The 20,353-nt window shown below is 47.6% G+C and carries 14 protein-coding genes; 4 read left to right on the top strand and 10 right to left on the bottom strand.

Annotation, left to right across the window (positions count from 1 at the left end; all coding sequences use genetic code 11):
* Positions 1 to 210: 210 nt before the first annotated feature.
* The 5 genes from CXK86_RS07240 to uvrB form a co-directional block, all read right to left on the bottom strand.
* Positions 211 to 2,106 carry a stalk domain-containing protein gene (locus tag CXK86_RS07240; RefSeq protein WP_257467795.1) on the bottom strand — a complete coding sequence of 632 codons (1,896 nt, stop codon included), beginning with the start codon at positions 2,104 to 2,106 and terminating at the stop codon, positions 211 to 213.
* Positions 2,107 to 2,149: 43 nt separating this feature from the next.
* Entirely contained in the window at positions 2,150 to 3,319 is a 1,170-nt protein-coding gene (locus CXK86_RS07235) for a S1C family serine protease (RefSeq protein ID WP_083685069.1), read from the bottom strand.
* Positions 3,320 to 3,774: 455 nt separating this feature from the next.
* Positions 3,775 to 3,987 (bottom strand): hypothetical protein, encoded by a 213-nt coding sequence (locus tag CXK86_RS07230; RefSeq protein ID WP_017692026.1) that lies wholly within the window; start codon positions 3,985 to 3,987, stop codon positions 3,775 to 3,777.
* Between the two features lie 338 nt (positions 3,988 to 4,325).
* Positions 4,326 to 7,184, bottom strand: a complete 2,859-nt coding sequence (uvrA, locus tag CXK86_RS07225; protein ID WP_076254108.1) for an excinuclease ABC subunit UvrA — start codon at positions 7,182 to 7,184, stop codon at positions 4,326 to 4,328.
* Positions 7,185 to 8,019: 835 nt separating this feature from the next.
* Positions 8,020 to 10,011 (bottom strand): excinuclease ABC subunit UvrB, encoded by a 1,992-nt coding sequence (gene uvrB, locus CXK86_RS07220; RefSeq protein WP_047840635.1) that lies wholly within the window; start codon positions 10,009 to 10,011, stop codon positions 8,020 to 8,022.
* A 169-nt stretch (positions 10,012 to 10,180) separates the two neighbouring features.
* Here uvrB and CXK86_RS07215 point away from each other — a divergent pair, with 169 nt between their 5' ends.
* Positions 10,181 to 10,978 (top strand): flagellar motor protein, encoded by a 798-nt coding sequence (locus CXK86_RS07215; RefSeq protein ID WP_036612388.1) that lies wholly within the window; start codon positions 10,181 to 10,183, stop codon positions 10,976 to 10,978.
* The gene (locus CXK86_RS07210; RefSeq protein ID WP_076254105.1) at positions 10,962 to 11,786 is read left to right on the top strand and encodes an OmpA/MotB family protein; all 825 of its coding nucleotides are present in this window, start codon (positions 10,962 to 10,964) and stop codon (positions 11,784 to 11,786) included. The genes CXK86_RS07215 and CXK86_RS07210 overlap by 17 nt, the downstream gene beginning before the upstream one ends.
* A 100-nt stretch (positions 11,787 to 11,886) precedes the next feature.
* Here CXK86_RS07210 and CXK86_RS07205 read toward each other — a convergent pair whose 3' ends face one another.
* The 3 genes from CXK86_RS07205 to CXK86_RS07195 are packed head-to-tail and all read right to left on the bottom strand — an operon-like array spanning position 11,887 to position 15,203.
* Complete coding sequence (locus CXK86_RS07205) at positions 11,887 to 13,038, bottom strand: ABC transporter permease (protein ID WP_306821936.1); 1,152 nt, start codon at positions 13,036 to 13,038, stop codon at positions 11,887 to 11,889.
* A gap of 19 nt (positions 13,039 to 13,057) precedes the next feature.
* Positions 13,058 to 14,254 (bottom strand): ABC transporter permease, encoded by a 1,197-nt coding sequence (locus CXK86_RS07200; protein WP_076254100.1) that lies wholly within the window; start codon positions 14,252 to 14,254, stop codon positions 13,058 to 13,060.
* A 13-nt stretch (positions 14,255 to 14,267) separates the two neighbouring features.
* Positions 14,268 to 15,203 carry an ABC transporter ATP-binding protein gene (locus CXK86_RS07195; RefSeq protein WP_036612398.1) on the bottom strand — a complete coding sequence of 312 codons (936 nt, stop codon included), beginning with the start codon at positions 15,201 to 15,203 and terminating at the stop codon, positions 14,268 to 14,270.
* 211 nt (positions 15,204 to 15,414) lie between these two features.
* Between CXK86_RS07195 and CXK86_RS07190 the strand changes: the two genes are divergently transcribed.
* Both CXK86_RS07190 and CXK86_RS07185 read left to right on the top strand, forming a co-directional pair.
* The gene (locus tag CXK86_RS07190; RefSeq protein WP_076254098.1) at positions 15,415 to 16,626 is read left to right on the top strand and encodes a sensor histidine kinase; all 1,212 of its coding nucleotides are present in this window, start codon (positions 15,415 to 15,417) and stop codon (positions 16,624 to 16,626) included.
* 20 nt (positions 16,627 to 16,646) lie between these two features.
* Entirely contained in the window at positions 16,647 to 17,336 is a 690-nt protein-coding gene (locus tag CXK86_RS07185) for a response regulator transcription factor (RefSeq protein WP_076254096.1), read from the top strand.
* Positions 17,337 to 17,431: 95 nt separating this feature from the next.
* Here CXK86_RS07185 and CXK86_RS07180 read toward each other — a convergent pair whose 3' ends face one another.
* Positions 17,432 to 18,760, bottom strand: a complete 1,329-nt coding sequence (locus CXK86_RS07180; RefSeq protein WP_076254094.1) for a PDZ domain-containing protein — start codon at positions 18,758 to 18,760, stop codon at positions 17,432 to 17,434.
* Between the two features lie 64 nt (positions 18,761 to 18,824).
* Entirely contained in the window at positions 18,825 to 20,297 is a 1,473-nt protein-coding gene (locus tag CXK86_RS07175; RefSeq protein WP_076254092.1) for a S41 family peptidase, read from the bottom strand.
* Positions 20,298 to 20,353 lie beyond the last annotated feature (56 nt).

Genomic DNA, 20,353 nt, shown 5'->3' with positions numbered 1-20,353 from the left:
CAATATCTATCTATTATGTCTGTATTGCCTGAACTCCAAGCTTACAGTCATCCTATTCATCAGATCAGTAGTCATAACTCCTGAACTAGTATAGTGTACCACTTCTGCACCGACTCTTCTACGTTTTCCTGAAAAAACCGTTTACCATTTTCATTTCCAGTACAACGAAAAAAACCGAAAGGTCTTTTGACCCTCCGGCATGCATCAATATTATTTAATAAAAGTAAATGAGTTCACTGCTTTTTCCAAGGCTGCCGCCTGAACTTCTGTCTTGTTGGCATCGTTCAGCCCACTTGTGATCGTATAGGTTGTTCCGTCCTTTTCAAACACGATCTGGCGACCCGCATATGGCACGCCTTTGTCCAGCTCATGATACGTAAAGGAAAATGCAGGCACACCCGCAAACGTCAGCTCTTCACTGCCAAGCAACTTGAAGTTCTTACGGGTTTTGGTGGCTTCGGCATAGGCTTCTCTCAGTTGACTTACCGTCATCTCGATCGACTTGTCTTCGCTCGCCGCAATGGAGAATTCTCCGCCAGTAAAGGTGTACACCACAGGTGAATATTCGAATCGATCACTATACGGCGTCCAGTAACGTGGAATATCTACACTGTATTTATAACGTTTGGACGTACGTGTAAGTGTCTTCGTTTTGTCTGTCAAATAAGGATCTTCATCCAGCTGACCGAAATTATCGGCAACCGTATCAAAATCAATCTCCACACTCTTCATAATCCGTTCAAACCATGCCCGATCTGCACTTTGCTCCTCAGGGAACGTATACTCTGCATAATACCGATACCCATTCTTCTGCAAAAGAACATCAAACTCGGTCTGCCAGCCCCCGCCAAAGTTATAACGGAATTCATTCACCTCGGCAGTCTCTCCCGAGATATCCATCGTATATGAATCAATTGGCTCGTAACTCTCTGGTGTAAATGTCTCGCGCATCCACTTATCCAGTTGGCCGCTCCAGTCTTTTACCGTAGTACCTGCCTTCGCCGATGTGACACGCCATTGCAGATATGCACCATCCTTGGCTTCATAGATCATCTGATTGTTATCCATAGACCAGCCTGCAGGAATCTTCAATTCAATACCATAGTCATCGTTCCACGCGGAGCGCATGCCATTATCTACGGTGGACAGATCCTTGATCGTTCGATCCGACTCTGCATAGGTTGGCTGGAATGAATTGAGTAGCGCTGCACGTTTGCCCAGATCTTTATAATTCAGGGCTTCGTAATCCGCGAGGTACACATCATATTGACGGCCTTCGCTCAGATACTGACGCATCTCCCATAACATGCCGTCTACATCCTTCACGATAATCCGTGCATAAGGTGTTTTGCCTTTCGACACCGCTTGACGATCCAGCACCGTATCTCCCGATTGTTTGGCCTCCTGGACGAGTTGCTGCAACAAATCATCCGCATCCAGAGCCACATCCTGATCGCTGACATACACTTCAAGATAATAACTGTTGTCCGCAGTGCCAAAAGTCATCATGCGCTCCTGCTCACCGGTCTGGAAAACTATAAGGTCTGCCGGGTAGTTAATGGACCAACCGTAAAAACTGTTACCAATTCTGGTTTTGCCTTCATCCGGATGAATGCCATCCTCGTCATCCACCGAATCATCGGTTTGCAACAGACGAATGACCATTTCTCCGGAGCTAGTCGGAGCTAGCGTCGCCCCGATACCGGCAGCAACCGGACGAAGTGGAACCATAAGTACACCATTCACCATCTTGGGAGCGGCACCCATCTCATGTTTTACACCATCCACCCAGGCAATTGAACTGCCAATCGTTAGAGTCACGGTGTGCGGGCCTTCCTTGATTTTGACGACATCATTTTTCTCCAGCCGGATTTCACTGCCAAATGCTTTCTTGAACACTCCCACAGGCACCATCGTAACACCCTTGAACTTGTAAGGTTTGGCTATGGCCTGCTTATCGCCGTTAATGTAGGCGCTCGTGCTACCCGCTTTCACCCGTAGTTCACTTGTCGTCAGATCAGATGCCCATACAGGCAATGCCGCGCCAATGGTCAGCATCCCGGTTAATACACCTGTGCTTAGCACACGTATCCATGACTTTTTCATTCCGTTCTTTCGTCCTCTCTCCATCCGGGCTGATCGCCGGGCTTTATTGTTCTTCATCTGCAAGGAACACTTCATCTTCCTCGTCTACGATGTCTGCGCGATCAGCAAGCACCAACGTGCGGGTGACGATATCGCCATCCGATTGCATCAACAGCTTTACCTTTTGCCCAGGCAGATACTTTTTGAGCAACTCATTGATATCCACTACTGAAGAGACACGTGTGCCCGCAACACTGTAAAGGACATCGCCCTCTTTGATTTTGGCTTTCTTGGCTTCTGGAGACAGTACGCCCGTAATCGTTAAGGGATCATCTGTAGGCAGGCCCACAATCGCAGACCAACTTTCCTCCAGCTGTAGCCCCAGACTTGCACGTTTTATTTTTCCATATTTAAAAAACTGATCGATGATATATTGAACGGTATCCACGGGAATCGAAAATCCCAAACTCTCTACGCCGACCGCAGAAAATTTCATGGAATTGATACCAACCACTTCACCCTTCAGGTTGACCAGCGGTCCTCCGCTATTTCCTGGGTTAATGGCCGTGTCGGTCTGAATCAACCGGTAGGTCGCCTCAACACCACGATTCAAGCCGCTAATTACCCCTACGGTTGCCGAGTTGCGCAGAGAAAAGGAAATCGGCGTACCCAAGGCGATCACCGTTTCTCCAACAGTAGTTTGTGAAGCTTTGGCAAAGCTCGCCGGTTTGAGTGATTTGGCATTGATTTTGATTAGCGCCAGATCACTGAGTACATCACTGTATGTTTTCGTAATTTTGTATGTATTGCCATCCGTCGTTACGACAACCGGATTCGTTAATCCGTCGACCACATGTGCATTCGTTACAATCCATCCATTGGACCGGATAATGACACCTGTACCATGTGCAAGATTATAACGGTCGTCTGATGTTGCACCGTCCTGCACTTCGGTAGATTTCCCAATAATACCTACGACCGAAGGAGATACCTTTTCGATCACTTTGGGAATGGCTTCACTTCCCTTGTACGTGTACGTTCCTGATTTGGCATCATATTGTCCACTTCCACCAACTGCCTTGAGCAGATCCTTGGTGTTCACATAGACTTGACCGTCTACCACTTTCGCTTGCATCGCCGCTTTGGATTCAGCTGCACCGGCCGTTGCCGCCACACTAATCGAGAGTACAGCAGCCATCAGAATGGCTATCCCCTTTTTACCCAACACGCTCATATTCTCACCTGACCCTCTCTATACATCCTTCTTGCGCGACTCGACATCGAATTCATCGCTGAATCTATTCGCTCTTTCTCTCATCTGCAATTCCGGTATCCCTCAATGTATCATACAGAATCTGGATATACAATTGTTTTAAGTCCTATTTTAGTAGAGAAGATAGAATCTTGTTCAATCGTTTCAGTATAAATGAAAAAAACACCCTCCATGTCTCTCTGGAAGGTGTTCGTCTGTACCTCTTTTAGAGGTTGTTCAAAAAGTCCGCTTTTGATTACGAAGGATGCCTAGTGGCATCATCAGCATCGAATATAGAATTCAGCCGAAATGTCCGTTGCTCACGTAGTTCTCCCTACGCTCCGCTACTCCATTTCTAGCTTCATCCCATCTTCTCGGTACTGAAAACCGATCTTTTTGAACATGCACTATTGGCTTAATTCAATTCAGCGGCATTCCTACTGAGCAAACCAACCCGTTATCATCGCATAGTCTGTCATCAGAAATACCAGTAGGCTGACTACTGCAAATCCGATCGCAAACAGATTTTTCTTCGGTGCCCGAAGAAGCCGAACAACTCCGATGAAAATCAGGATCGTAAATAAGATGACAAAAATATCAAATGCATTAAAATTCGATGTACTCGCCGTGGCAGCTTCTGCAAACAGCATGGATAGACAGACCTCCTTACCATAGTTGAACAGCTAACGCATACCCTAATATCTTCCTCTATGTTATCTGTACCCTGCTTGTAATGCAAGCCCTATCATCCATAAAAATGAAAAAAAGACAATTTGGCCGAATATTCCTGTAACGCTCGTCGCAATGCATATGTAAACACTTTCACGGAATAACCTTAGTCCGAAGGAAACACCGTGCATAATTCATAATGAAAAGCCCTTCTTCTCGGAGGCAGAGCACATCAGATCGTAATCCAACGTCTTTACCTTTTCGAAAAGAAGGGCCAATACTGCCACTTCATATTGATATAACTACTGGTTAGAGGACCTTAGTCTACTAATTGCAGTGCCTTGCTCCGCTCGGTATCCCGCTCCAGAACCGGCTTCAAGTACTTGCCTGTATAGGAAGCTTCTACTTTGATGATATCCTCAGGTGTTCCAGTTGCAACAATGGTTCCTCCACCACTACCACCTTCTGGACCCAAATCAACAACATAGTCTGCCGTTTTGATCACATCCAGGTTATGCTCGATCACTAACACTGATTCCCCAGAATCAACCAGACGGTGTAATACGTTCAGCAAACGGTCGATATCATCGACATGCAAACCCGTAGTCGGCTCATCGAGGATGTAGATGGTTTTCCCTGTACTGCGGCGATACAGCTCGGAAGCAAGCTTCACACGCTGGGCTTCACCACCAGACAATGTGGTCGCAGGTTGTCCCAGGTTGATATAACCCAATCCCACATCCATCAGCGTCTGCATTTTGCGATGGATCTTCGGAATGTTCTCGAAGAATTGGGTTGCATCTTCAACCGTCATTTCCAGCACATCGGAAATGTTTCTGTTTTTATATTTCACTTCAAGCGTTTCCCGGTTATATCGTTTGCCTTTGCAGACTTCACAAGGAACATAGACGTCCGGCAAGAAGTGCATCTCGATCTTGATAATGCCGTCTCCACGGCAGGCTTCACAACGTCCACCTTTGATATTAAAACTGAACCGGCCTTTCTTGTATCCACGTACCTTGGCTTCGTTCGTCTGAGCAAACAGATCCCGGATATCATCAAAGACTCCTGTATACGTAGCCGGGTTGGAACGTGGTGTCCGCCCGATTGGCGACTGGTCAATATCGATAACTTTATCGATATGCTCCAGACCACGAATCTCTTTATGCTGACCCGGACGTACCCGAGCACGGTTCAGATCACGTGCCAGCGTTTTGTAGAGGATCTCATTGATCAATGTGGATTTACCTGAGCCAGACACACCCGTTACCGCAGTAAATACACCTACAGGAATCTTCACGTTCAGATTCTTCAGGTTATTTTCTTTGGCTCCACGCACTTCCAACCAACGGTCTCCTACACTTCTACGTTCTGTACGAATCGGAATGAATTTGCGTCCACTCAGATATTGACCGGTTAAGGAGTTCTCATCGTTCATGATCTCTTCCGGTGTACCCTGTGACATGATGGTACCTCCGTGGATACCTGCACCTGGGCCAATATCAATAATATAATCGGCAGCCATCATTGTATCCTCATCATGTTCAACCACGATCAAGGTATTACCAATGTCGCGCATATGCGCAAGCGTTGAGATCAGACGATCATTATCCCGTTGATGCAGACCGATACTCGGCTCATCGAGAATATACAATACACCCATCAGGCTGGAACCAATCTGTGTGGCCAGTCTGATCCGCTGAGCTTCCCCACCAGACAATGTTCCGGCAGCACGACTCAGTGTAAGATAATCCAGACCAACATTCACTAGGAAGCCGAGACGACTGTTGATTTCTTTCAGAATAAGCTTGGCAATCGTCTGCTCTTTCTCCGACAATTCCAATGTATCAAAGAATCGGCCAGCTTCACCAATGGACAAACTAGTCACATAGGCCATGTTGTGATCATTGATCGTAACCGCAAGACTCTCGCGTTTCAGACGCTGACCTTTACATGTACCACAAGGCTTCGCACTCATGTAACCCTCAATAAACTCACGGATACCTTCAGATGCTGTATCCCGGTAACGACGCTCCAGGTTATTCACGATACCTTCGAAGGTAACCAGTGCTTCCTTCCGTTGTCCAAAGTCATTCTCATAGCGGAAACGGATTTTCTCCGTACCTGTACCCTGCAACAACTTGTTCATCTGCTCAGCCGGCAGATCTTCGACAGGTACATTTTGCGGAATGTTGAAGTGCTCACATACCGACTTCAGGAACTGCGGATAATAGGTGGATGTACCACCTGTCCAAGCGTCAAAAGCTCCATCTTCGATGGTCTTAGTCCGATCTGGTACCAGCAGATCAGGGTCAACGATCATTTTGACACCTAACCCATCACAATCCGGGCAAGCCCCGAAAGGGCTGTTAAATGAGAACATCCGCGGTGCCAGCTCTTCAATACTGAATCCGCACACCGGGCAGGCAAAGTTGGAACTGAATCGCAGCTCTTCTTCACCCATAATGTCCACCAGGAGTTGTCCACCAGACAGATTTAGTGCTGTTTCAATAGAGTCGGCCAGACGCGCCTGTACATCATCCTTAACAACGATCCGGTCAACAACCACTTCAATCGTATGCTTTTTATTTTTCTCCAATTGAATATCTTCTGACAGGTCACGCAGTTCCCCGTTTACCCGTACACGGACAAAGCCCTGCTTGGACACATCAGCAAATACACTTTTGTGCTCGCCCTTACGGCCCGAGATAATGGGTGCCAAAATCTGCAACCGGGTACGCTCTGGATATTGCATAATGCGGTCAACCATTTGTTCTACGGTCTGGGAACTAATCTCCACGCCATGGTCAGGACAATGGGGATGGCCCACACGTGCAAACAACAGACGCAGATAATCATAAATTTCGGTGACGGTTCCTACTGTGGAACGTGGGTTACGGCTTGTTGTTTTCTGATCTATTGAAATGGCAGGAGATAATCCTTCGATGGAATCCACATCCGGTTTCTCCATCTGTCCCAGAAACTGGCGTGCATAAGCTGACAATGATTCTACATAACGCCGCTGTCCTTCGGCATAGATGGTGTCAAAAGCCAGCGAGGACTTGCCTGAGCCACTCAGGCCGGTCAATACAACAAAGCGGTCACGCGGGATGGTAATGTCGATATTTTTCAGGTTATGCGCTCGTGCGCCTTTAATGACAATGTTATCGCTCGCCAATAGTATTCATCCTCTCAGTGTGTTAATCCAAACCTTTAAAGGCTTTTCGATCCCTCCCAAACCCTCCCTTCCAAGGGAGGGCCACAGAGGGCGCAGCCCTCTGGACACCCGAAACAAGCGGTGCAACGGTGAGGGGTCGGGTCTTGCTATGTGAAGGGTTGTCGTGTGCCCGCGGCTCCGTATAAGGTTCCGGCTCATTGCCGGAACCTTATACGGCCGCTCTACTGCGAGGGTGCACTCTCGGCTTCGCCACGTTCGCGACAGGTCGCCATTGCCTTTGGCTCGGCTCCAAGGTCAACACCGAGGACGCTCTCAGCTTCGCCTTGGTCGCGACAGGTCGCCATTGCCTTCGGCTCGGCTCCAAGGTCAACACCGGGACGCTCTCGCCTTCGCCACGTTCGCGACAGGTCGCCATTGCCTTCGGCTCGGCTCCAAGGTCAACACCGGGACGCTCTCGCCTTCGCCACGTTCGCGACAGGTCGCCATTGCCTTTGGCTCGGCTTCGCCTTGGTCGCGTCAGGGTCGCCATTGCCTTTGGCTCGGCTCCAAGGTCAATACCGGTGCGCTCTCGGCTTCGCCACGTTCGCGACAAGGTCGCCATTGCGTTCGGCTCGGCTCCGAGGTCAACACTGGGGCACTCTCGACTCCCAATTGCTTTCCTATAAACCTTTTAACCAATTTCAACATTTCTATCAGTATAGACTTGATTTCAAGATTTCAACATCTCTTATTATCGGTAGATATCAATGATTTCCTTACTCAACAAGAGAACGGCCAATTGGCCGTTCTCTTGTTACAGATCCATCTTTACCGGAGCATATGAATGAGCTGTATCTTATTCAGCGCGAAGTTCCAGCAACGCATCGCGAAGCTCGGCAGCACGCTCAAACTGCAGGTTTTTGGCTGCGTCTTTCATCTCTACCTCTAGGCGCTGAATAAGCGCCTGGCGATCTTTCTTCGACATCTTCTCGGCTGCGCCTGTAAGATAGTCTTTCTTGGATTCGGCAACTTTGGTTGCCTCAATCACATCACGCACTTTTTTGCGAATCGTCTGTGGTGTAATTCCATGTTTCTCGTTGTACTCGATCTGGATTGCACGACGACGCTCTGTTTCCTTTATCGCTTTATCCATCGAATCCGTCACTTTGTCACCATATAGAATAACGCGACCCTCGCTGTTCCGTGCCGCACGACCAATCGTTTGGATCAGTGAGCGTTCGGAACGCAGGAATCCTTCCTTATCGGCATCCAAAATAGCTACGAGGGAAACTTCGGGCAGATCGAGACCTTCCCGGAGCAAGTTAATTCCAATTAAGACATGGAAAACGCCCAACCTTAAATCACGTAAAATCGCCATCCGTTCCAATGTCTTGATCTCGGAGTGCAGATAGCGAACCTTGATGCCAACTTCCTTCAGATAATCCGTCAGGTCCTCGGACATCTTCTTCGTTAATGTTGTAATCAACACACGCTCGTCTTTGGTAATCCGGTCGTTAATCTCACCGATCAAGTCATCAATCTGTCCCTTTGTTGGACGCAGTTCAATGATTGGATCAAGAAGTCCGGTTGGACGAATAATCTGTTGTACCATCGTATCGGTATGCTCGATCTCATACGGGCCTGGTGTTGCTGATACATAAATAATCTGATCCATCTTGCCTTCGAACTCTTCGAATTTGAGCGGACGATTATCCAGCGCTGACGGTAGACGGAAACCATGTTCAACCAATACCGTCTTCCGCGCTTGGTCACCATTATACATCGCACGGATCTGTGGCAGAGTCACGTGAGACTCATCAACCACAATCAACATGTCATCCGGGAAGTAATCCATCAGTGTGTATGGGGTATCGCCGCGTTCGCGGAAAGTCAGCGGACCGGAATAGTTCTCAATCCCCGAACAGAATCCAACTTCCTTCATCATCTCGATATCATACCTTGTGCGCTGCTCCAGTCGCTGAGCCTCCAGCAGTTTTCCCTGTTCACGCAACACTTCTAGACGCTCCTCCAGTTCACGCTCAATGTTCACCAGCGCAACCTTCATTGTCTCTTCTTGGGTTACGAAGTGAGACGCCGGGAAGATGGCAATATGTTCACGTTCGCCAATCAGTTCTCCGGTCAACACATCAATCTCCGTAATTTTCTCGATCTCATCACCAAACAACTCAACCCGAATTGCATGTTCGCCCTTGGAGGCAGGGAAAATCTCAACAACATCCCCACGAACACGGAATGTACCCCGCACAAAGTTAATATCGTTCCGCTGATACTGGATCTCTACCAGACGAGACAAAATCTGATTGCGCGGTTTCTCCATGCCTACCCGAAGTGACAGCAACATGCTTGAATACGAGTGCGGTGAACCCAAACCATAAATGCAGGAAACACTCGCTACAATGATGACGTCCCTGCGCTCAAACAACGAACTTGTCGCTGCGTGCCGCAGTTTGTCGATCTCTTCATTAATACTTGAATCCTTCTCGATATACGTATCGGAGGATGGGATATATGCTTCAGGCTGAAAATAATCGTAATAACTGACGAAATACTCAACCATGTTATTAGGAAAAAAATCTTTGAACTCACTTGCAAGCTGCGCTGCCAACGTTTTATTGTGTGCAATAATCAGCGTCGGACGTTGCAGTTGGGCTATCGTCTGGGCTATCGTAAACGTCTTACCCGTACCCGTTGCACCCAGCAGTGTCTGGTACCTCTTCCCCTCCTGAACACCCTTCACCAATTCTATAATGGCTGCAGGCTGATCACCTTGGGGAGAAAACTCTGACTCGATTTCGAACGTTTTGTCGCTCATTATAATATCGCTCATTGCCGTATCTCACCCTATCGTCTAAAATAATAGTCACTATATATTGTCGAAGTTCCCCGAATTTTCATATGGGAAAACTTATAGTAATAGGAATATTTGTTCCCGTTTAATTATACCTCGTTCGTTTTAGTGATGCAAACGTGAAATGAAGATAGGAGTGGGTTAATTTATGGATATTGCGACACTTATCGGTATTATTGCCGGAATTGCCGCAGTCATTAGCGGTTTTTTGTGGGAAGGCGGCCAATTGTCTGGTCTCCTGCAAAAAACGGCTGCTTTAATTGTATTCGGTGGAACGATTGCTGCTGTGGTTGCCAGTTTCCCGGCGCATCGCCTTCGTACGATTCCAGCTGCCCTGCGTATGGCTTTTGGACGTAACAATAATGATTCAGGCTTGTGGGTTGAAGAACTGGTGGAGATGTCTTCTATCGCACGCCGCTCAGGTGTACTTGCATTGGAACGCAAGGTTATGGATCATCCGCATCCATTTTTGCAAGACGGTATTCAGATGGTTGTTGATGGTACCGATCAGGATGTGGTTCGCCAGATCCTGGAGATGGAGATTGATTCCATTGAACAAAAACATGAGGGTTACGCCAAAATATTCGAATCCGCTGGTGGGTACGCTCCAACCATGGGGATCATCGGAACCGTGATGGGACTTATTCAGGTCCTTGGCAGTTTGACCGATCCCACAGGACTCGGACCTGCCATTGCTGTTGCCTTTACCGCAACCCTGTATGGGGTCGCCAGTGCCAATCTTATCTTTTTGCCCATTGCCTCCAAGATCAAATCCAGAGGTGCCGATGAAGTGCAGACCATGGAAATGCTTCTCGAAGGTGTACTTGCCATTCAGAACGGTGAGAATCCCCAGCTTGTACGCAAAAGACTGGAGTCCTTCACCCTCACGCATCGTCAGCATATACGCCCCCTAGCAAAGGAGGGATTGGATGAGTCGGCGCAGTAAACGGCGCGGAAAACGTGAAACTATCGATCATCGAGATCGCTGGATGATTACTTATGCCGATCTCATAACTCTGCTTTTAATCTTCTTTGTCATCATGTATGCCATGAGCAATCTGGATTCCGGTAAATATGACGTCGTTACTCAATCGTTACAAAATACATTTAATGCGTCCGACTCTATCCTTGAGCTTGGTGAGGGACTCGGCGAGAAACCCGGTCAAACGATTACAGAGACTCCGCCATCCGAGGTGCAGGGTGAAGACCCTTCAAAAGGTGAAGAAACTGCAACACCAGATGATGGCAACAAACCCCTCACAGAACGGGAAGAACAGTTCAGATCACAGGAGCAGGAATTGCAAAATCTGTTCAATGTGATTACCCAATATATCGAGGATAATAAACTGGAAAATCAGATTTTTGTTGCTGACAAGCCACAGGGCCTCTCCATTACACTTAGTGACCGCTTCCTGTTTGATCAGGGACAGGCCGCTCTAAAGGATGGTGCAGCACCAACGCTCAGTAAACTTGCCAGCCTGTTCCGTGATCTAAATACCGTTGTCAGCATCGAAGGACATACGGACAATGTTCCGGTCGGGGCCAATTCCACGTACAAAGACAACTGGGAACTTTCTGGAGAACGTGCACTGTCTGTATTACGATTCTTTTTGGATACAGAGAAACTTAACCCGGACGGCTTCCAGTATGCCGGATATGCAGATACTCGCCCAACGGGTGACAATACCACAGCCGCGGGAAGACAAAAGAACCGTCGGGTTGAAATAACGGTCCTGCGTCAACTCCAACCTTAATCATCAATATCTCACATAATGCATCATTACTTATGCAAAGAAAGCACGCTCTAACTGAATTCAATTCAGCAGAGCGTGCTTTCTTTTATGTCGTATTACCTTATGCCTCTACTCCTGGCTGGCTAGGGCGTAGAATCGCAGAGCCTACAGTCAGCAAAATGGCAGCCATGCCAAACAAAATCAATAGTGGCAATGTAATATCCGACAATGTACCGCCAGCAGAGATCGTCTCCACCGCCTGAATCGCCCATTTCTGTGGAACAAAGTTGGCGAGCTTTTGCATATAATCCGGCATCAACGAGATCGGCCAGAAACAACCACCTATCATGCAAGTTGGCATAATGACAAGTGAATTCAGCATGTTGGCATTTTTGGGATTACGTATTAATCCTGCCACGGTACTTGCGATCCCCATGGAAACCAGCATGAATGCGGCCAAGATGATGAAATGAATGCCAAAAGGAATACCGGCATCATAATGCAGTAGCCACCTGCTGACTCCCAAAACGAGAACAATCTGAATCATGCCAATGACAAAGCTACCGAGGAAGTTACCAAGCGCAATCTCATATGCACGGACGGGTGCCGTAGATACTCTGGCCATCGTACGTTTCCTGCGATCTTCCATTATCACAGCCACTGCACTGGTCAGCAGCCCCATCATAAACATGATTGTAAATCCAGTCACATTGTTCAGGCCTGGCTTGGGATAAATCTGAAGATCGGTGACTTCACCAGCAACCTGATGTTTTCCTATCTCCTGTAAAAGCTGTTCAAATGGCTTCTGTGTACTCGATAGTATATCTGTCTCACTTGAGACAGGACCTGTTGCCACCTTAACAGCTGAAGCAGATTGTAACAATCCGCTCGTCAAACCTTCAACTGCTGCTCGTAGGGTATAGGAACTTTCACTTATACGCAGTTCCACCAATTGAATTTCGGTTGGCTTTCCTTGTAACAGATCCTCCGTATAATGTGCCGGAATGATGATGCCAGAACTTCCTTTTTGCTGAGCGATGGCTTCCTTCACTTCTGCTTCGTTTGTCATCGGTTTGAGCAGATACTCCTCTTTGCCAGCAAGTTCATGAATCATCCATGTCCCTGCCACCCCTCCATCCTCATTCACATAGGGAATAACAGTACGTGTAATCTGCTCGCTTCCAAAAAGAGCAACCGCTCCTGTAACCACCAAGCAAGGCAGAAGCAGGAACGTAATGAAGCCCATTTTACGGCCAAGTGTACGTCTAATCATCAACCAGGCGATGTGTAGACTATTCATATCGGTATCCTGCCTTTCTATAGATCATCCCTGAGATGAACACTAATACAGCGCATACCACGCCTAACATTAGAATGTTATACACAATCTCTGCTACAGGTGCATCCAGCATCATTCTCAGAAAACTCTGGAGCGCCCAGTGGTTAACCGTAAATTGGCTAAGCCGTTGTACAAAATCAATCGGAATGGGCATGAACCCACCACTGATGAATGTCATGGCAACGATGATACCTTGTAAGGTTGCACTGGCCGATGCTGTGCTTTTGCATACCAGTGCAACGATCACGCCAAGGGTCATGGAGGCCAATGTGATACATACACAAGTCAGCACAATATACCCAGGATGGGTTCCCCAATCCACACCGTAGAACCAATACGTCATAAGGATGATCGTTGTTGCTTGTAAGAAAGCGAGCAGACTATTGCCTGCAATTTTTCCAGCGAAAATAACTCCGTTACCTATCGGCGCAGCCTGAAGGCGAATTAACGTTTTGTTATCCCGTTCTCCAAAAAGGCTGGTACTGGTTGTCATGCCCGAGTACAACATGAACATTGCCAGCATGGAAGCTGCATAGTATTGGGAGGCACTATACGCCGTACCTGTCTTACCGGGATTAGTGACAGCAATGGAGGTGGAATTCGCCGCACCGGACTCCGAAGCAGAGGCCATGGCAGCAATTACTTCCGGACCGAACACTTTGGTAATCGCCATCTGTCGGTTCCATTCATCCGTAAAACGTGTGAACAAAGTTTCACCCAAGGTATTAAGTGTGTTGTCCTTTCCTCGTATCCACTGTAACCTGGCCTCTTTCCCCATCATCACGTTTTGCTCAAAATCCGAAGGAATCATTACAGCAAAGTCCAGCTTGCCGGTACGCAGCGAATGAACGGCCTCTTCTTCTGTCGTAAAGTTCTGCACCTTGACCATCTCAGCCACTTCCGGGGATTTAACGAATGTATCCAGCGCTTGATTAACCGTACTTGATCCTCCACCAGATTCAGTATTCAAATGGATAATTCCCACACGTACAGTATCCGGAATAACATCCTCCGCCGTACCCATCGTACTGGAAAGTGCCGTGCCCAATATAAAAATCAGTAACAACGGCAGAATGAACAGGTTTAACACCACAGATCGAATCTTAAGAATACGCCTTAATTCAAAGATGCAAATATGCCATATATTCATCTCTTGCTCCCCCCTAGTCCCGAAGCGTACGCCCGGTCAGATTGAGGAACAACGTTTCCAGATCCGGCTCTTCAACCTTGAGCGACTGAATCGCTACTTCATGTTTGCTGCAAATGAAGAGCAGATCCTGGAGATCCTGCTGTGCCGAAGGCAGCGTAATGGTCAGTGTATTCTCTGAAACGTCTACCATCCGCACACGGGGGTGAAGTTTCAGTTCTTCCACGACGTCGGGACCGATACCGGAAGTGGAGAGCACTACTTTTTCCTCCGATGCTACCCGTTCTCTCAGCTCTGCTTCAGTCCCACAGGCAATAATTCGCCCCTGATCCATAATCGCAACCCGGTGACTAATCGCCGCCACTTCCTCCATGTAATGACTTGTATATATGATCGTTGAACCCATCTTGTTGAGTGTCCGTACCGATTCAAGAATATGATTCCGAGATTGCGGATCAATGCCAACTGTCGGTTCGTCCATGATAATTAGATCCGGGCGATGTGTAATCGCACATGCGATGTTTAACCTGCGTTTCATACCGCCAGAGAAGGTCGAGGGGGCATCCTTTGCTTTATCCTGCAACCCTACAAATTCAAGAGACTCCTGCACTCTTTCCTTAAGCAATTTTCCACGTAGTCCATACAGTCTGGCAAAAAAGGTCACATTCTCCGCAGCAGACATGGTTTCGTATAAAGCCAGATCCTGCGGAACGAGTCCGATCTTGCGCTTTACTTCAAGCGGTCGCTCCTTGACCGAGATCCCATCTAATCTGATCTCACCCTGATCCATATTCAGGAGCCCTGCAATCATGCTGATGGTGGTACTTTTTCCTGCTCCATTGGGACCAAGCAATCCAAAAATCTCGCCTTTGCCAACACTAAGGTTCAAATGATCCACGGACAGCTTGCTGCCGTATCGTTTTACTACATGATCTACTTCAAGTATACCCATCCCTTTTACGCCCCTTTTCCGTTTCGGCCTTCGCCGCTGGATTTCATAATTTTATTGTAACGGATAGCAATTTGTAGCGAAGGTACAGAAAGTCATGAATCGAAGGTGACTTAAGTCATCTCCTGATTCGAATGCTGCTTATGGTATAATCAAGGGCGCATTACCAAGAGATTTTCTATTTCACTTTTTATATAAAGGATGTCATTTACATATGCCGATGCGGTTTCTGCAATACGGATTAATTATCGTTCCAGCAGTACTGTACATGTTGATGCTGCCCTTGGAAAATGAAGCCGTCTACACCCTGTATATCATCATCGCGCTTGGACTCTCCGTGTGGAAAGATTTCAACCGTTCAAGTACACAGCAATGGCTGTTGCTTCTGGCCGAAATACTCTGGAGCTGCTGGCTGATTGCTTCGTATGGACCATTTATGTTTTTCCTCTCTCTATCCGTGCTCTACGTGTGTATATACAGACTGGTGGGAAGTCGGAGATGGTTGATGTTTGCAATTCAGCTTGTCGCTAACAATGTCGCTTTGCATTGGCATTATTCTGTCCCACAGGCATCGCAGCCAGGGTTAACCACACTAACTACAACCGACACTACATTACTCTCCACAGAGACAACTGCGATGGTTCTCGGCAACCTGCTTCTGCTCATCACAGCTGCTCTGTCCTGGCAGGGATCAAGAACGGCGAACAGCCGCGGACAACTGGAACAAGTCTATGACGAACTTCGCAGCAAACATTACGAGCTACAAGAAACTCGTGCGCAGCTGCTGTTATTTACAAAGCAACTTGAAGGAGTGGCTCAGGCAGAGGAACGTACCCGTATCTCCAGACAGCTTCATGACGATATCGGGCATCGACTGATTCGCACCAAAATGATGTCGGAAGCCGCCCTGCTGACCCTTCCCCTGAATATGGAACAAGGAACGGAAATGGTGAGACAGATTCGCGATCAATTGGCCAATAGTATGGATGATATGCGCAGCACACTGCACAAACTGCAACCTAATTCCTATGCATCCGAAGCCTACGCCCTGGATCGTCTTCTAGAGGAAGTGGGCAGAGATACCGGCGTGAAGACAAATTATGAAGTTCATGGCCCATCCCATGTGCTGTATCCCAGCATACAAATCGTTTTGTTCAAAAATGCCAAAGAAGCCCTGACCAATGCCCTGCGACACGGAAATGCTTCTTCGATCACAGTGGAGTTGGTATTCGGGGATCAAGAAGTGTGTATGAGTGTGAGTAATGATGGCAAAATCAATCCTCCTTCTTCCAAGCGAAACGGCATAGGACAGGAAGGTATGCTTCTGCGCACACAAATGGTGGAAGGAACCTTGGAGATTCAATCGGCTTATCCGTATACAGTGATTACACGCATTCCAATAACGAACCAGTTGAATATACTCTGAAAAAGGAAGTGAATATTCTCATGTCCGAACGTAATGATGTGAACAACAAGAATGATTCAGGCCAGCTCCCACTTATTCGGCTGATTCTCGCAGACGATGATTACTTCATTCGTGAGAGCCTGAAAGTGTTGCTTGGACTGGGCTCCGGCATTTTCGTTACAGGCACGGCCTCAAATGGGCAGGAAGCGTTGGAATTGCTTGAATCAGGGACGTCTGCGGACGTGGTTTTAATGGATATTCGGATGCCGGAATGTGACGGAGTTGAAGGTACCAAACGCATCAAGGCACGTTTTCCTGAAATCCAGGTGCTCATGCTAACTACGTTTGACGACGATGAGTATATTATTCAGGCATTACAGAATGGAGCAAGCGGTTATTTGCTCAAAAATGTCCCCCCCGAGCGGATCATTCAAGGCATCAAGACCGTACATAACGGTGATATGTTAATTCATCCGGATATTGCCCGCAAATTGGCAGGCCTTCTTCGTCCCGCTGCAATTTCCCTGACACAGAATCCAATCGAAGCCTATGGACTGACACGTATGGAGTTGGCGGTTGCCGAGGCCATATCGGAGGGGTTGTCCAATAAGGAAATTGCCGCCAAACTGTTCCTCAGTGAAGGCACCGTCAAAAACTATGTCACGGATATTCTCGGTAAGTTGAGCTTGCGTGATCGGACCCAAATCGCCATCTTTATGTTAAAACAATAACAAAAAAAGGTATTTCCCTTGCCTGTGACGGCGTTAGGAAATACCTTTTTCTTTGTTTTATTTATGCAACATACTTCATCACGTATGCTTAGTTGTTACATCTCTATGGACCCTTTATCACTGCCCACAGGGGCTGGCGGTAACGCCAAGGGAGCTTCGTCCCTGAGTGGTTTTTTCAGACGGGCAAACAATTTGAGGTTGATGATATGGAACAACGTCAGTGGACGTAACCGAATCGCCCAGACCTCGTGATTGTCCGGTGCCATAATGACACCAAGCTGATGATGCTCCCCTTCATAGATCGCTCGTTGCATGAACTTGCTTTCTCCCTGGTGATTTCGCACCTCAAGTTTGCAAAAAGCCGGGTTCATCCGCAGGGCACGATGTAACTCTTCCGGTGAATGAACCAACTTACCATTCACCTTGTACAATGTCTCTCCTGCTTCAATCCCCAAATCTGCAGCAGGGCTCTCCGGAATAACAGCCAATACCTTCAACCCATGCTGCGGATGGACAAATACCGGACTGCGGTTTTGCTCTTCAAACGCGCTGTACCATACCAGAAATTCATGTCCAATAAATGCGATCAGCGCAGCAACCACCATAAGTGGAGACCACCATGCAGCAAGCAAACTGAACACGAGCAAAGTTGCCCCGTATATCATCAACCGCTTGGATGAGATCTGTACCTTTTGTCCCGGAAGCATACTCTGCGTTATCTCACCAAATCCGAGCATAATCGGCAACGCAACCAGCATGTAACTATGACCTGCATTCATCAGTGGATTCCATGCCAGCTCCGCGCCACCTCCTGTGACTGGAACAAGAATCAGTAGAGGAATGGCCCAGAACTGCTGCAATTGATATCCACCAACCAGTTTCCCGCGTTTTCCCTCGAAGAGAAGTGGTGATGCCATCGATACCCCCTGCATGCGTACCAACAAGGCTTCACCCATATGTAGAAGGGCAGCCAGGACAAGCAGTGCAGGCATATCCAGGGTACGTAGCGTTTCCGTGATAGTGCCCATCCAACCCGATGGTTGCCAGCCTGAAGCCACATTCAAACCAAATTGTAGCACACCCAGTAACCCGGCCGCATAAGCAAAGCACAGATACCGGATACGGAACAAGGATAGAATTAATGTTGCAGCCCATATGCATATCAGGCTTCCCAGTGTAAGATGTGCACCGAGGAATAGGGACACAATCGAGACGATGGTACCAATGAGTATGCCTCCGAGCACGGCACGAATCGTCTGTGTTATCGAGCTTTGCAAACGAACATGGAACAATTTACGCTCCTGCAGTAATTGACGATGATAGATCAGCGCAATCAGGATCACCGCAATATAATAAAACGGCTGAATAAACAACTGCAACAAAGCTTCCCCTAATGTAGTTAACCACGGCCATACCCATTCCATTGTGGTCGGTCACCCCTCTCTTTCAGCCGGTTCAGAAAAAAAGAAGGCTGAAAATCAGCCTTCTTTATGGCTTCGACACAGCGGACGAAATATCCTTTGAGACATTTTCGATCGCGCGTTTCAGCTGTGCATCATATTGAGGATTGGCAATACGTTCAATCAGAGCCGCTTCCAGTGATTCAGCGGTTTTCTCGTCAATCTGGCCTGTAGCCTGAATGCCTTTTTGCTTCTGGAATGCCTTGACCGCTTCTTCCGTCTTCTGGTCGTAGTATCCATCCACACGATCCGGTTTGAAATCGAGTCCTCTCAGCATCGTCTGCGCACTTTTCACATCCGAGCTATTGCTGTCATATTTCAGTGGTAACTTCTCTTTGTTAATCGGTGCCACCGAGAAATAATCCGGCTGGTCTACCGCAATATCCGGTTTGATTCCTTTTTCATGAATCCAGTCTCCGTTCGGAGTGAGCCACTTGGCAATAGTGATCTTCAGCAAGCTGCCATCACCCATCTGCTTGTCATAACTCGTCTGGACGGTTCCTTTACCAAAAGAGTTTTCACCAATCAACTTAGCACCTGCTGACTGTTGTAATGCACCGGCCAAAATCTCCGACGCACTCGCACTGCCTTTGTTCATCAGGACTGTGACTGGGTAAGCTTTGGCTGATCCATTGGATTTACTTTGTTCCTTTTTGCCGTTCTTGTCTTCAACTTGCACAATAACCTTGCCTTTAGGAACAAACTGTTCAGCAATATCAATAACAACTTGCAATACACCGCCTGGGTCATTCCGTACGTCGATGACCAGACCTTTCATGTTCTGCTTCTCAAGCTTCGCCAACTCTTCCTTAAAGCGATCGCCTGTATTCAAAGAGAATTGAGTAATGGCAATAACGCCAATTCCGCCATCCTCCATGTGAGCATATACGGTCTCCAGATCAATATCATCACGTACAATCACAAAATCAATCAGCTCGGAAGATCCAGCACGTTTAACTTGTACCTTCGCTTCACTGCCCTTGGGACCTCTGATTTTGTTAACAGCCTTGTTCAGTTCCAAACCTTGCAAGGATTCGCCGTTGACCGACATAATCATGTCTTTTGCACGAATACCCGCTTTCTCGGCAGGAGATCCTTTGATTGGGGAAACAACAACAACGTTTCCATCCTGTGAGGATACCTCTGCGCCAATACCGGTAAAGGAACCTTCGATCGACTCTTCAAACTGAGCAGCCGTTTCCTGCCCCATATAGTTGGAGTACGGATCACCAAGTGATTCCATCATGCCGTTGATCGCACCGTCAATCAATTTGGTCTGATCCACATCTTTATAATAGTTGCTTGAGATCAAATCCATCGCGGTTTCAATCTTCTTCAAATCGTTCTTCTGCTGTGTATTACCGGTTACACTGGCCAGCAAACCTTCGCCCGGTGTGGCCTGGCTCGCTATTCCCGGATACGTCATTAATACCAGGGTTAGTAAACTACCGCCAAGGAGACCCACAATGACAAGCAGTAGCGCCGATCTTTTCTTCATCATCCGTTTGTCACCGCCTTTAGTTTTGAAGCGTGTCCGATTCCATTGTTGCCAGAATC

This window comes from Paenibacillus sp. BGI2013 (genome assembly GCF_002843485.1).
In the GTDB taxonomy this organism is placed as follows: Bacteria; Bacillota; Bacilli; order Paenibacillales; family Paenibacillaceae; genus Paenibacillus; species Paenibacillus amylolyticus.
Note: the sequence above shows the minus strand (reverse complement) of the source record. Positions and strands in the feature narration are given on the sequence as shown.

Bases quoted from the DNA above. Each gene is read 5' to 3' on its own strand.
- CXK86_RS07185 (WP_076254096.1), top strand. From the start codon at position 16,647: ATGTCCGAACGTAATGATGTGAACAACAAGAATGATTCAGGCCAGCTC.
- CXK86_RS07205 (WP_306821936.1), bottom strand. From the start codon at position 13,038: ATGATTAGACGTACACTTGGCCGTAAAATGGGCTTCATTACGTTCCTG.
- CXK86_RS07215 (WP_036612388.1), top strand. From the start codon at position 10,181: ATGGATATTGCGACACTTATCGGTATTATTGCCGGAATTGCCGCAGTC.
- CXK86_RS07195 (WP_036612398.1), bottom strand. From the start codon at position 15,203: ATGGGTATACTTGAAGTAGATCATGTAGTAAAACGATACGGCAGCAAG.
- CXK86_RS07235 (WP_083685069.1), bottom strand. From the start codon at position 3,319: ATGAGCGTGTTGGGTAAAAAGGGGATAGCCATTCTGATGGCTGCTGTA.
- CXK86_RS07230 (WP_017692026.1), bottom strand. From the start codon at position 3,987: ATGCTGTTTGCAGAAGCTGCCACGGCGAGTACATCGAATTTTAATGCA.
- CXK86_RS07180 (WP_076254094.1), bottom strand. From the start codon at position 18,760: ATGGAATGGGTATGGCCGTGGTTAACTACATTAGGGGAAGCTTTGTTG.
- CXK86_RS07240 (WP_257467795.1), bottom strand. From the start codon at position 2,106: ATGAAAAAGTCATGGATACGTGTGCTAAGCACAGGTGTATTAACCGGG.
- uvrB (WP_047840635.1), bottom strand. From the start codon at position 10,011: ATGAGCGATATTATAATGAGCGACAAAACGTTCGAAATCGAGTCAGAG.
- CXK86_RS07190 (WP_076254098.1), top strand. From the start codon at position 15,415: ATGCCGATGCGGTTTCTGCAATACGGATTAATTATCGTTCCAGCAGTA.
- CXK86_RS07210 (WP_076254105.1), top strand. From the start codon at position 10,962: ATGAGTCGGCGCAGTAAACGGCGCGGAAAACGTGAAACTATCGATCAT.
- CXK86_RS07200 (WP_076254100.1), bottom strand. From the start codon at position 14,254: ATGAATATATGGCATATTTGCATCTTTGAATTAAGGCGTATTCTTAAG.
- CXK86_RS07175 (WP_076254092.1), bottom strand. From the start codon at position 20,297: ATGATGAAGAAAAGATCGGCGCTACTGCTTGTCATTGTGGGTCTCCTT.